Origin of the sequence: Methylophaga sp. OBS4 (assembly GCF_026319305.1) — a bacterium.
Taxonomy (GTDB): Bacteria; Pseudomonadota; Gammaproteobacteria; order Nitrosococcales; family Methylophagaceae; genus Methylophaga.
In genome coordinates this window covers 65,173-77,761 of sequence record NZ_JAPDMV010000011.1, presented here as the reverse complement: position 1 = coordinate 77,761, position 12,589 = coordinate 65,173, and the positions used below count along the sequence as shown (strand labels likewise).

Annotated in this window: 16 protein-coding genes; 10 read left to right on the top strand and 6 right to left on the bottom strand. The window is 46.2% G+C overall.

Annotation, left to right across the window (positions count from 1 at the left end):
* Together OMP95_RS05015 and OMP95_RS05010 are read left to right on the top strand one after the other, a co-directional pair.
* Positions 1 to 787, top strand: a 787-nt coding sequence (locus OMP95_RS05015; RefSeq protein WP_323135108.1) for an NfeD family protein, incomplete at its 5' end; no start/stop codon positions are given.
* Positions 784 to 1,542 (top strand): slipin family protein, encoded by a 759-nt coding sequence (locus OMP95_RS05010; protein WP_266326591.1) that lies wholly within the window; start codon positions 784 to 786, stop codon positions 1,540 to 1,542. The genes OMP95_RS05015 and OMP95_RS05010, both read left to right, overlap by 4 nt.
* Before the next feature lie 8 nt (positions 1,543 to 1,550).
* Here OMP95_RS05010 and OMP95_RS05005 read toward each other — a convergent pair whose 3' ends face one another.
* Complete coding sequence (locus tag OMP95_RS05005) at positions 1,551 to 2,924, bottom strand: class II fumarate hydratase (RefSeq protein ID WP_266326589.1); 1,374 nt, start codon at positions 2,922 to 2,924, stop codon at positions 1,551 to 1,553.
* 1 nt (position 2,925) lies between these two features.
* Positions 2,926 to 3,159, bottom strand: coding sequence for a DUF2789 domain-containing protein (locus tag OMP95_RS05000; protein ID WP_323135107.1), 234 nt, complete (start codon positions 3,157 to 3,159; stop codon positions 2,926 to 2,928).
* A gap of 692 nt (positions 3,160 to 3,851) precedes the next feature.
* Here OMP95_RS05000 and OMP95_RS04995 point away from each other — a divergent pair.
* From OMP95_RS04995 to OMP95_RS04980, 4 genes are all read left to right on the top strand, one after another.
* Positions 3,852 to 4,487 carry a response regulator gene (locus tag OMP95_RS04995; RefSeq protein ID WP_266326587.1) on the top strand — a complete coding sequence of 212 codons (636 nt, stop codon included), beginning with the start codon at positions 3,852 to 3,854 and terminating at the stop codon, positions 4,485 to 4,487.
* 486 nt (positions 4,488 to 4,973) lie between these two features.
* On the top strand, positions 4,974 to 5,654 hold the full coding sequence (locus OMP95_RS04990) for a PhnD/SsuA/transferrin family substrate-binding protein (protein WP_266326585.1): 681 nt from the start codon (positions 4,974 to 4,976) through the stop codon (positions 5,652 to 5,654).
* Positions 5,655 to 5,675: 21 nt separating this feature from the next.
* A complete protein-coding gene (locus tag OMP95_RS04985; protein WP_266326583.1) occupies positions 5,676 to 7,436 on the top strand; it encodes a sensor histidine kinase in 1,761 nt (586 codons plus the stop codon).
* Positions 7,429 to 7,803, top strand: coding sequence for a response regulator transcription factor (locus OMP95_RS04980; RefSeq protein WP_266326581.1), 375 nt, complete (start codon positions 7,429 to 7,431; stop codon positions 7,801 to 7,803). Before OMP95_RS04985 ends, OMP95_RS04980 begins: the two co-directional genes overlap by 8 nt.
* A 449-nt stretch (positions 7,804 to 8,252) precedes the next feature.
* On the opposite strand, the gene OMP95_RS04975 is transcribed toward OMP95_RS04980, so the two are convergent.
* From OMP95_RS04975 to OMP95_RS04960, 4 genes are all read right to left on the bottom strand, one after another.
* Positions 8,253 to 8,561, bottom strand: a complete 309-nt coding sequence (locus OMP95_RS04975; RefSeq protein ID WP_266326579.1) for an antibiotic biosynthesis monooxygenase family protein — start codon at positions 8,559 to 8,561, stop codon at positions 8,253 to 8,255.
* A gap of 497 nt (positions 8,562 to 9,058) precedes the next feature.
* Positions 9,059 to 10,075, bottom strand: a complete 1,017-nt coding sequence (locus OMP95_RS04970) for a tyrosine-type recombinase/integrase (RefSeq protein WP_266326577.1) — start codon at positions 10,073 to 10,075, stop codon at positions 9,059 to 9,061.
* Positions 10,076 to 10,513: 438 nt separating this feature from the next.
* Positions 10,514 to 10,798: a hypothetical protein gene (locus tag OMP95_RS04965; RefSeq protein ID WP_266326575.1), complete on the bottom strand. Its 285-nt coding sequence runs from the start codon at positions 10,796 to 10,798 to the stop codon at positions 10,514 to 10,516.
* Positions 10,791 to 11,237 (bottom strand): helix-turn-helix domain-containing protein, encoded by a 447-nt coding sequence (locus OMP95_RS04960; RefSeq protein WP_266326573.1) that lies wholly within the window; start codon positions 11,235 to 11,237, stop codon positions 10,791 to 10,793. Before OMP95_RS04960 ends, OMP95_RS04965 begins: the two co-directional genes overlap by 8 nt.
* A 42-nt stretch (positions 11,238 to 11,279) precedes the next feature.
* Here OMP95_RS04960 and OMP95_RS04955 point away from each other — a divergent pair, with 42 nt between their 5' ends.
* The 4 genes from OMP95_RS04955 to OMP95_RS04940 are packed head-to-tail and all read left to right on the top strand — an operon-like array spanning position 11,280 to position 12,587.
* A complete protein-coding gene (locus OMP95_RS04955; RefSeq protein ID WP_266326571.1) occupies positions 11,280 to 11,516 on the top strand; it encodes a hypothetical protein in 237 nt (78 codons plus the stop codon).
* Positions 11,517 to 11,544: 28 nt separating this feature from the next.
* Positions 11,545 to 11,946 (top strand): LuxR C-terminal-related transcriptional regulator, encoded by a 402-nt coding sequence (locus OMP95_RS04950; RefSeq protein ID WP_266326569.1) that lies wholly within the window; start codon positions 11,545 to 11,547, stop codon positions 11,944 to 11,946.
* A 12-nt stretch (positions 11,947 to 11,958) separates the two neighbouring features.
* Positions 11,959 to 12,318 (top strand): hypothetical protein, encoded by a 360-nt coding sequence (locus OMP95_RS04945; RefSeq protein WP_266326567.1) that lies wholly within the window; start codon positions 11,959 to 11,961, stop codon positions 12,316 to 12,318.
* Between the two features lie 2 nt (positions 12,319 to 12,320).
* Positions 12,321 to 12,587: a hypothetical protein gene (locus OMP95_RS04940; protein WP_266326565.1), complete on the top strand. Its 267-nt coding sequence runs from the start codon at positions 12,321 to 12,323 to the stop codon at positions 12,585 to 12,587.
* Positions 12,588 to 12,589: the final 2 nt, after the last annotated feature.

Sequence of the window (12,589 nt, the reverse complement as noted above, 5' to 3'; positions counted from 1 at the left end):
CATCAAAATTTTCCCACCATGCCATCAAAGTCAGGTAATAGTCATGGCCGAAATTGTGCCAGTCCTCATTCAACAAATGAATGGCCGTACCGTGTCTGTATTGGGTAATGACGTCACACTGGATACTACATCTATTACCTTGAAAGAAATTTTGCCTGACTGGCGAAATAAAGTGCTGGCGATTATTACCAATCCCAATATTGCCTATATTTTGATGATGATAGGTATTTACGGGCTGATTTTTGAATTTTCCAATCCCGGATCGATAGTGCCCGGCACCATCGGTTCCATCTGCTTATTGCTGGCATTATTTGCTTTTCAGATTTTGCCTATCAACTATGCGGGGCTGGCACTTATGGTGCTGGGTATTGCCTTGATGGTGGCGGAGGCTTTTCAGCCGAGTTTCGGCGTATTGGGGTTAGGCGGTGTGGCGGCATTTGTTGCGGGATCAGTGATTTTGATTGATACCGATATGCCGGGTTACGGTATCAATCTGGGGATTATCGCTGGCTTTACCGTATCAACCGTCGCTTTTTTCCTGATGGCATTAGGAATGGTCATGCGCAACCGACGGCATCCGATTGTTTCCGGTCAGGAAGAAATGATCGGCGCCGTATGTATTGCCCAACAGGATTTTGAGCAGCAAGGCAGAGTTCGGGTTCACAGTGAAACATGGACAGCTCACAGCAGCAAGCCTGTTAAAAAAGGCGATAAAGCTGTGGTTACCGGGATGACAGGGTTGGTCCTGGAAATTACTCCGCAAACGGAAGAGGAGAAACAATCATGACATTACAATTCTTAGCAGTGGTGGTTATCGCCTTTCTGGCTTTGCTTATCAGTGCGGTCAGAATCATGCGTGAATATGAACGTGGTGTGGTGTTTCTGTTAGGGCGTTTTTACAAGGTAAAAGGTCCGGGATTTATCATCATCATTCCGTTTATCCAGCAAATGGTCAGGGTCGACCTCAGAACCATTGTCATGGATGTGCCCACTCAGGATGTGATCTCTCAGGATAATGTTTCCGTACATGTGAATGCGGTGGTGTATTTTCGCGTTGTCGATCCGCAAAAAGCGATTATCCAGGTTGAGCATTATTTCGATGCTACCAGTCAGCTGGCACAGACTACGTTACGTTCGGTACTGGGCCAGCATGAACTGGATGAGATGCTGTCTGAACGTGACAAATTGAACAATGATATTCAGGCTATTCTGGATTCACAGACCGATGCCTGGGGTATCAAGGTCGCTAATGTGGAAATCAAGCATGTTGATCTGGATGAAAGTATGATCCGGGCGATTGCCAAACAGGCTGAGGCAGAGCGTAATCGGCGCGCTAAAGTGATTCATGCGGAAGGCGAGTTACAAGCTTCGGAGAAGTTACTGGCCGCAGCCGAAGTGTTAGCCAAGCAGCCACAAGCCTTGCAATTGCGATATCTGCAGACTTTAACCGAGATTGCCGGCGACAAATCTTCGACTATCGTTTTTCCTCTGCCTGTTGAATTACTTGATGCACTGAGAAGACCGCCAAAAACGGGTGATTGATGAAGCCGTCAGCGTTCAGGCTTGCGTTGCGGGGCCAGCATCTGTTCAGGTTGAACAAAAGCATCAAACTCTTCAGCGGTTAATAGGCCAGACTTAATGACTTCCTCGCGCAGGCTGGTATTACGCTGATGCGCTTGATTGGCAATGGCTGCCGCATTGTCATAACCGATATGGGGCGTGAGGGCCGTTACCAGCATCAGACTTTTGTCCATAAATTCATTGATGCGCTGTTCATTTGCCTGAATATCTTTTATGCAATAACGTTCGAAACTGGCCATGGCATCTGCAAGTAAGCGAATTGATTGCAGAATGTTATATGCCATCACCGGTTTAAATGTGTTCAGTTCAAGTTGCCCCTGGGCTCCGGCAAAACTTATCGTTGTATGATTACCCATGACCTGAGCACACACCATGGCCACCATCTCGCACTGCGAGGGGTTAACCTTGCCGGGCATAATTGATGAACCGGGTTCATTTGCAGGCAGTTTGAGTTCCCCCAAACCACAACGCGGACCGGACGCGAGCAGACGAATATCATTAGCTATTTTATTCAAAGCGACGGCTAGAGTGTTCAAACTGCCGGATAACTGCACAACCGCATCATGGGCTGCCTGAGTGGCGAAACAATTCCGGCTGGTAGCAAAAGGCTGCTGAGTCAACTCGCTGACATGGTGAACAAACGCCTCGGCAAAACCGGGGGTGGTGTTCAGTCCTGTGCCGACGGCAGTGCCGCCCATGGTTAACTCATGCAATGCAGGTAAACACTGTTTGATAAGTTCATTGCCATAGGCAAGTTGGGCCGCATAGCCGGAAAACTCTTGTCCCAGCGTGAGCGGCGTTGCATCCTGCAAATGCGTTCGGCCGGTTTTGATGATGTGCCGCCACTGCGAGGCTTTTTGAGACAGCGTTGTTTGCAGATCCCCCAGAGCGGGAAGCAATTTATGTTGCAGTTGTAAAACAATGGCGATGTGTAAGGCTGTGGGAAAACTGTCATTGGTGGATTGACCGCAATTACAATGGTCATTGGCATGCACTTCATATTCGGCTTTGAGTAAAGAATTGGCGACGGAGGCTAATACTTCATTGATATTCATATTGGTCTGGGTGCCTGAACCAGACTGCCAGATCGAGAGCGGAAACTGATCATCAAGTTCACCGGCGATAATCTGCGTTGCGGCCTGAATAATAGCTTCAGCCCGCCGCCCATCCAACAAGCCTTGTTTCTGGTTGGTTTTGGCTGCACACAGCTTGACAATGCCATAAGCATGGATCAATTCCGGTGGTATTTTTTCACAGCCAATACTGAAAAAAGTCAGTGCTGACTTAGTTTGCCCAGCCCAGTGAACGGTTTGGCTGGAAGCGCTTGAATGAGTTTTGTCCATATTATTCGTGCAATAAGGCGTTTAGTTGATCCACCACTTCCGCCCAGTCGGAATCCTCAGCCAGGCATTCATTGATAAAAGCAGCCTGGGAAGGTGTCCAGAATGCCGCTTCCTCTATTTTTTCATTATCGTTCAATTTGTTAGCGGCGATGAATTGCTCAATGGCTTGTTGATCATGAGCCAGACCCAGTTGTAGAAACAGGTTATTCAGAGAGTGAAAAGGAGCTTCCATCATAATCCTCATTGTTCTGGTTGACTAAATCTGAGCTGCTGATTTTTAGCTTACGCGCATTGAGAAGCAGATAAAAGTAAACAAAGTGTGAATAAAACAAGCCCTCCTAATTTTAAAATACAAACTTATTCTGAATTATCGATTTCAGCACGGAGTGCTTTAGATTTGATAGTGAAAAATAACAACGTATTATGATGATACGATAAAAACAGAAATTTTTTTACGCCAGTCTTATTGTTGCGAGTAACGCTTTACCTGGGGACAGCTTTGGTTTGATGGCTTTTGCATGAGGAGCGTATAGCTTGAGTAGCGTTTATGGCTATGGCAGAGGAATTCCCTGGTTGATGCCGCCCGAGTCTATAAGCTGAGATGTAGAACAATTGATCTAAATGACATCATCATAGGTGTTTAGACACGACAGCATCAGCTTCAAAGTACATCATAAACTGTTAATAGGCTCATAGAACGCTGCTGAGGTGTTATCCAGATGAATAACATTTCCGGTTATTTATCACGAAAAGTGATGAATTAGATCTATGCACTTAATTCGGAATATTGGGAAAAAACGGAAATTGAGTGGGCTCGTATTTTTCGGGTCGATAATCTAACCCAAGTAACAGAAATTATTGAGTAAATGCATATTATTTTTCTTTAAATTAAAATGTTGCGGGTAACTTAGAATCACGAGAATAAATATGGAACAGGCGCTTTACACGACAACCCAGGCGGCCAAAATATTTGGTGTTACACCGCGTACCATTCAAATGTGGGCGGATAGCGGCATGATTGAAGTGACAAAAACATTGGGTGGTCACCGGCGCATTACTGCTGACGAGATTGAGCGACTGGCAAAACGTTTCGGAAAAGTATTACCAGAGAATAAGAAAACATTGAGTGAGCCTGACAGCAGCACTGCTGTCAGACAGTCTGGCGACAGTGTACGTATCATGATCATTGATGACGACAAAGATTTGTTAAAACTGTATCAGATGCAGATCGAAAGCTGGCAGACGCCTAAAACGGAAGTTTATCTGGCGAGTGATGGTTATGACGCTTTATTACAGATTGGTGCGAAGAAACCCGATATTATTATCACGGATCTGAGGATGCCTCGTATGGATGGTGGGCACATGATTAAAATGATCCAGCAAACCCCCGATATGGCTCACTGCCAGATAGTGGTGGTGACCGATTTGAATAAAGGCGAAATTCAGCAGAATTTTGAACTGCCGGACAGTGTGGTGCTGGAAGAAAAACCCATTCCGTTTGCGCGTATACAGCGTCTGGTCAATGATTATCTCAATACCAGCGATGTAATAAACCCGAGTTAATTACTCAACTTATATCGGAATTTCTTTTTCTCAACTTGTTTTATTTCCGTTTTTGCCGCAGAATCAGCAAATCGCACTGTCTGGACAGTGTTAGAGATGCATTGAGGGACAAGGTGTACCGCCGTTCGAGTTGTATTTGTAACAGCGGACAGGCAAAGGGAGATAGGGACGCTTCTTTATCTATTATTCACAATCCGACATACGTTCATGGCATTGAAATGCCATTATTGCCAAACAAACCAGATCTTTTTGGCGATGGCGGTGCTATTTTACTAGCTGAAGTATCTGAGTTCACAGACATTTGAATACCATATTCAGAATGGATGTCTTATGGGCACTGAAATGAATAGTGGTTGCAGATTAATGATAAGAAACGTTAGCTCTTTTTTTGTATTGCTCCTGTTAATGGCCTGCTTATCTATAACGGCTGTTAGCGCAGAGTCACTTAAAATTGGAGTTGCGCCCAATGGGGTTGATAGCGTTGCTTTGGCAAAAGCCTGGATTCCTTTTCTGGATAAAGTTGAGAAAACCAGTGGCCTTGCTTTGCGTTTTTCAACGGCACCTGATTTGCTTGAATTCAGTCGTCGCCTCAGTGAGGGGGAATATGATTTGGTTATCACTAACCAGTATCTGTTCACTATTTTCAGCCAGAAGCACCAGGTCAACTTTATTGCCGAATTATCCCGATCGAGCGAAAATAATGCGGTCGCGCTGATTACATCCCCTGAAATAAGCAATGTTTCCCAGTTGAAAGGGGCTTTGCTCGCTACCAAACAAGACGAAGAGCAGAGCAATCTTCAATCATTGGATGATTATCTTACCTCCAAAGGGGTTACTGCTATGCGAGACAGTTTGCCTTCTTATGACAAGATATTTGACTCTATCAGTGAAGCGTTGCACCTTGGCGGGCTGGTGCCGTTGTCAGATCCTAAACTTACTCACGAAGACTACAACATACTCTGGCAGACAGATAATAAAACTATTTTTGTGATGTCATCACCACCAAAAGCTGATGCTGAAGTCATTAACAGGCTGCTGGCTTCATTGCGAACAATACAGGCTCTGGCAGAGACAGAGGCTGATCACGACGGCAAAGCTGTTTCCGTGCTATCAGTCAAAAAAATCAACAACGAAATGAATAGCGAGGCTCCTTCGGCGGGGAACTAGCCGAAAGCCCGACAGAAAATCATGATTAAATTGACAGAACAGTTTCGAGGTTCATTTCGTAACAAAATTCTGATCACAACCTCTTTGGTGTTTATCACCTTTCTTCTGGTGCTGTTTTTCACTAGCCAGAAAATCATGACTACGTCCTTGAGTAAACAGTTCTACACGCAGACGGAGAGCTTGAGTGAACTTGTCCGTACGAATCTGAAGCCTTATATCCTGTCTGAAAACCTTGTTGCGGTAAACGATGTATCACGATCAATTCTGAAAATGGATAACGTTGCCTTTATCAGAGTGTTTTCCTATAACGAGCCGTTATTGGAGCGGCGGATAGACAGCTATCCTGAACGAAGCTTTAAATTAAGCAGGGAACTGTTGGCAGCCAATGACGGTTTTTATGATGTGGAGTATGTATTCAATATTGAGGGAACGCAGGTAGGCAAAGTCCAGATCAGTTTTTCTATTGAAGAAGAACGGGCTCTGTTACTGGAAGCCAATCGTAAATTGGTCGTCACAGCCATTGTGATGACGGTGATAGGTCTGCTGATTACTTGGTTCTTAGCGGAGCGCATGTCTCGTAAAATTCGTATGCTGGAACGTGCATCCAACAGTATTGCAGCGGGAGAGGATGAGGTCGATCTGCCACTTGAGGGGGATGATGAAATTGCTAAAACCGGCCGGGCTTTCAAAAACATGCTGCTGCAGATCAAAGAAAAATACGAGGCGATTAACCTCAGTCCGGATGGCATTGTCTTGGTTTCTTCCAATGATCATATTACTTACACCAACCCGGCATTACTGACTATTTTAGGTAAACAGGCACAAACATTACGCGGCAAATCTGTAACTGACTTCGAGCGCTTGCTTATTAATATGCTTGATAAACGTGAGCATACGAATATTAAGGATTTGAATACTTTACTGACATTACCGGAGTTTCGTATTCATATGCCTGACTTCAAAATTTTGCGTTGTATCAGAAAACAGGTCGAAAACTCCGCCGGTCAAACTTTTTCTGAGGTTTTTTACCTGCGGGATATTACCCATGAGAGTGAAATAGACCGCATGAAGAGTGAGTTTCTCACCACCGCAGCACATGAACTGAGAACACCGCTTGCCAGTGTGATGGGATTCAGCGAGTTGTTAATTACTAACGATTATCCGCAGGAAAAAATAAAATTTGTGGCTGAAACGATCAACCGTCAATCCCAGAACCTGAAGTATCTGGTGGATGATCTGCTGGATATCGCCAGGATTGAAGCGCGTAGCAATGGTGTGCTCAATCTTGAAGAAGGCACAGCCAGAAAGCTCATCAGTGAATGTTGTGAATTTATCAAAGGTAGTGATAATCGCTGCCAGCTGATTTTTGATGCTGACGCCAGTGTTTGGCCGCGAATCATCTTCGATGAATACAAGCTCAAACAGGCATTGATAAATATTCTGTCTAATGCTTTCAAATATTCAGAGCCGGGCGGCATTGTGATTGTTGATACGCTGATATTGAACTCAGAACACGGGGATACTAACTGGTTTGGTATTCGAGTCAGCGATCAAGGCATAGGCATGAGCCAGGAACAGTTGGCGCATGTTGGCGAGAAATTTTATCGGGCCGATAACACCGGCTCTATCCCAGGTACAGGCTTGGGTATGGCATTAACCAGAGAGATCGTCTCATTGCATAACGGGCATCTCGATATTGCCAGTCAGTTGGGACAGGGCACCCAAGTGACATTGTGGATACCTCTAGCCGAACAACATAAAGAGGTGATGGTTCATGGCTGAAAGACAGAAGCTATTAATTGTTGATGACCATGCTGAATTAAGGACATTGATTAAAATGACGCTGGAATACAGTGACTATGAGTTGTTCGAGGCCGAAAACGGTGACGTTGCATTGCAGATTGTTGGTGACATCAAACCTGACGTGATGATTCTGGACGTTATGATGCCAGGCCAGGTCGATGGTATTGAAGTTTGTCGTCGCATTAAAGCTGATCCCGCCACGGCAAACATTAAAGTGATTCTTTTGAGTGCCAAGGGACAAAAAGGGGATATACAAGGCGGTGGTGAAGCTGGCGCCGATGCTTACTTTGTCAAACCCTTCAGTCCCATGAGCCTGCTTGAATGCATCAAAACTAATAAATACTGATCATGCTGATGGTTGTGATCCCTGATGCAGTGATGTGCGCATCTTGCTGCGCTGCTCCTGAAATTTATTAAGGGATATCCTGACAGATAAGTCAGCGAGAAAGTTTTCATATCAATGAATAGTGGTACCGAGGTGTTTATCCAAGACGTCGTGTGGTCAGCAAGCTGAAAATGCCCAAAGAATGTACTGAGCATCCCTATTTCGAGTCACATGAATTGGTCGCGCCGACAGAAGAGACCGTTCCTGACCGGTCGGCCTTCGGCACTCATTTTGGGGCCTGATCTTCTTCTTTGGTGACAACCCCATCAAGATGCGGGATCTGCTGAAAGCTCAGGAGGACCTGGACTTCTACGTCTAGAGGCAGCCAAAGCTATTCAGTTAACAATATGCGGGTCTATCAGGATCAGAGATACTCAAACTCCAGATCCTGATAGACGCGCTGAAGAGGATCAGCGCGGCATCACCACCCACTCCGGATCCTCGAACTCCCCGAGCGGCGTAATCTCGCAAAACGGTGCGGCACTGCGAATGATGCGGGCAACGTCGGGATTATGCTGAGCTTCCATGGCATCCCGATCTGCCTTACTGTCCCACTGTGCAATGGCAATTAACACATTCGGGTCATCCATCTTCCGGTGCAACTCCGTTCCTCTCGCTCCTGGGGCTTGCTGGATAATCTCGCTGGCGCGAACCCAGGCATCCGCGTATTCCTCAGCGCTATGCCCTTTCTGGATGCGAACCTCAAAGATGTATTTCATCGGTTTTTCTCCATAGAATCATACCTGCCACCTGGCCACCCAGTTAGCTATCCGACTCGAAGTTTTGTAACTCTCTCTAGGCAGACATCAGGGCTCCGGCCTCAATATAAGGTAGTATACGCCCAGACATGCCGGTCAAAGCGATTTAACCGGCCAGGTGAACAGGGTAGAACCCTTTGTTGTCCTCCAGACTTGAGGACAGAGAGATACTTTGTAGCAGTTTATGTAGCAAAGTATTGAGTCACCCCCTCTCGGATGCAAGCGAATGGCAAGTGTCTTTGCTTGTAGACTGTTTTGTATCAATGATTTAATGATGTTTTGCTGAGAAACCAACAATTAGAGAAGGTTGGTACCGAGGGTGGGAATCGAAAACTTCCTGTTTTTATTGGGTGGCTAATAAAGCCAGTAAAAATGCGGCTTCACAGAGTTTGGTATTTCAGGAAATGGCTGTTCATGGCTAATTGTGGCTATTTCAACAGCCACTTTTCAGCCACTTGTTATTCGATATCGATCCGGGCCTTTTCTTTAATGGCAATCGGGGATAAGGAAACAGCATCTTTTAGGTGATCGGGCGCCAGGTGAGCGTATCGCATCGTCATTTTGATGTCGCTATGGCCAAGGATTTTCTGCAGCGTAAGGATGTTGCCTCCATTCATGATGAAGTAGCTGGCGAAGGTATGTCTCAGGATGTGTGTTTTCTGGCCTGTAGGTAGATTCATGTCGCTTCGTTCGATGATTCCGCTAAAGGTTTTCAGGCTGTTATCGAATATCCGATCATTCGGCGTTTTGAGTTTGCAGAACTCCATCATCTGCTTAAAAAAGCCGGGTTCGATAGGCACGGTCCGGATCTTTTTTGACTTAGTGAACTCATAGGTCACTGAGTTATTGTGCAGCTGTTTTTTTGTCAGCTTTTCGGCTTCACCCCAGCGTGCGCCGGTTCGTATGCAGAGCTGTGCTATCCACCAGATGGATTTGTTTCTACTGGACCTGGCCAACTCCATGATTTCATCTATCTGATCCAGCGAAAGATAACCGAGCTGACGCTCCTGGACAGGTATGAAGTTAATTTTGCCGGTTGGACATTCGTAATCTATCTCGCCGATATTCTGCAGGGTTCTATACATGGCATTCAGGTACGAATGCAGATTGTTGAATGACTTGGCCGTAAGCGGCTTTTTATCCAGTTTGGTGCGTTTGAAACGGTAGTCCAGGAATTCTCCGGCCGTAAGCTGACTGGCGACAGGGTTGCCCAAGTCATTGGCCAGTATCTCGAGTTGCTTTTTCCTTCTCTGATGGTCTGCCAGGTTCACGCCATGATAGCGGTACCAGATTTTGATCAATTCATTCAGTGTTCGTTTATCAGAGATCGACTCTAATTTCTTTTTGTTTTCTAGCAGATATTCACGCTCAAATTGCTCTGCCTCCTTCTGAGAGTCAAAACGCTTTCTTATTCTGGGTACTCCATTGCGCTGTATATCGCACAACCATCCGTTTTTTTGTTTTTTAACAGCCATTTAGAAACTTTCCAGCAGTGAATAGGTGGTTAAATCCGTCTAACTTTGCTCAATTCTGGAAAGGCCATCGGAAAAGCGTAATATTTGTAATGACTCAGCAAAACAGCATTTATTCATTTTTAAATTCAGTTGGTTATGTGTGTTAGCTAGAGAAAATATAGTGTAATAATGGCGTAATATAGGCGTAAGGAAATTACACCTTTTTCTTACTCAAACCTTACAAACTCATTACACTTTAAAATCAGATGTAACCCACTGATTGACAGTAAAAAAACAGCGGCTTTGCAAAAAACGGCCTTACGCCAAATTACACGTTTCTTACACTTTTAAAGGTGGTCTGAAATGGCTGTAAGTAATTGATATATCCGCGCTTTTAGTAACGACCCGTTTTGCTGTTACAGATATTACGGTTTTCCGAGGGCCTTTCCTGAATCTGGCTTATTTTTCTGTGAACAGCTGGCGAAATTCTGCCCGCATCGGCACTGCCTGGGCGAAGCGTTTTTGATTGCCTGGTAAGTTATCCAGGATCCACAAAACCAGCTCGGTGTGGTCTTCATCCAGTTGCCGGTTCGCCTGCTGCAGCACATCACGCATCAGCTTCACTGCTGGCCGTTCGTGGCCTTGTTGGTGCATCCAGCAGAGTGAAACAAAGGTGTCTATGGTGATGCTGCGGTCGTCACCTGGCAGCGTAGTGAAGAAGTGATAAATGTCTTTGTCATCCATGATGTTTCCCTAATGGTGGCCAATTGAGGATCAGCCGCTGTTTGATGTCGACTTCCAGCCAGACCTTTTCATCCTCACTGGCGTGTTTTATCCATTCATCCAGGGCGCCCATGATCCGCAGCAGGCGATCGTTATCGACGTTGTATTGTGAGCTTGGCTCTCTAACCGTTGGTGCGTCACCAACAAACATGCTGCCGGCACCACTCAGGATCCAGTCGATTGAAACTCCATATTTTGCGTGAACCTGTCGCAAAAGTTTCGCGCCCAGCGGATTGTTCTCATAAATGCTGTTAGTGATCGTCCTGACTGATACGCCGGTATCCCTTTGAATGTCTTCAGGATTAAGGTTTTTTACAGTCATGAACTCCTGAAAGCGGAGAATTTCTCCATCTTTTTTCTTGCCTATCCATTTTCTAGGTTGTAGTGTTTTCTCTGTCATACGTTGTATGCCCCCGTTTGCAGAATTATACAGGTGAAACAAATGAAACAGGAAAAACCCGCACAACCCCACTATGAACAATGTGGCTTTCGTCACAGCAAAGAGGTCAAAGCATTAATCAATGAGCTGGCCCAAGCCGAAAGCCTTGATTTCACATCAGTAATGCGCCAACTGGTTAATGCCGGCCTGCAGTCAAAATACAGAGTCCAGATTGTCGGTAACCGAGTCGTCGATCGCGGTTCCATTCCACGCTTGAACAAAGTATCTCGCGCCAGCTAACACCCGAAAATGGGTTAAATCACCAGTTATGGAAAAGAAACTGCGCGCCATAATCATCGAACGTGGTCCGCTGACCAGGCAGGAAGCCAATACCCTGCGCTACCTGGCAGAGGGTTACACCCGCAGCGAGATTGCCAGCATCAAGCTGTTTAGATCGCCCAGCACGATTAACCGACACGTGGAAAGCATTGCATTGAAACTTGATGCCCATTGCACCGCTGAAATTGTCAGCACAGCAGTGGCCCTGGAAATGGTGCGCTTTGAATTTCGCACCAAACATCACCTGGCCAGCACCTTATTGTTGTGTCTGCTGATGGTAAACATCACCGCAGGCCATCTGGACATGCGCCGAGGCCCACGCTCACCACGCCCAGTCAGAACCGTGCGTGTATCCAGCCGATTAACCCGAACACAAAGACAATATCCATAAGGACACAAGGAAATGAGCAACACCCTGATCGAAACCCTGAAAAACATCACCGAAATGGTGACGACTGCCTCCTACTACCTGGAAAGTGAAGAAGGCAAAAAGATGCTGCCGCATGGGCGAGACCAGCTCATCGAGTATGTCACCAGCCTGCTGGCCAGCTTCCAGGATGATGGCTTCAAGCGCACCGACATTAAAGCCCTGGTGGCCGAACTGCTTACCAGAAAAGAAACCGACGACCACGGCTGGTTCATCGATATCAATTCATCCACCCACGACCAGGTGGTATTTATTCACCCGCAGCGCATCGCGCCACACAAATCGCTGGTTCTGCCTAAATCCCACGCCCTGCTGCCTTTCAATCTGATTGCCTGAGCATGGCCGACTACACGCCAGACTGGGTTAATTACCGGCCGCTGAAATGGGTGGCTGCGCCTGAATGCGTGAATGCGTCCAGGCTGGTCCCGACAGACAAGGCCCAGCTTTGGCGTGGTATCAGACAGGCCCGGCCTGAACTGGCATCGATGCTGGAAAACGACCAGGCAGTGAAAGCCCTAATGCGTGAATTCAACGCCAGCCTGCTGTTTGAACAGCCCGAATTTGAATCGCTCATGGAAGCGGGAAAGCAACCAAAGAATGGATAACC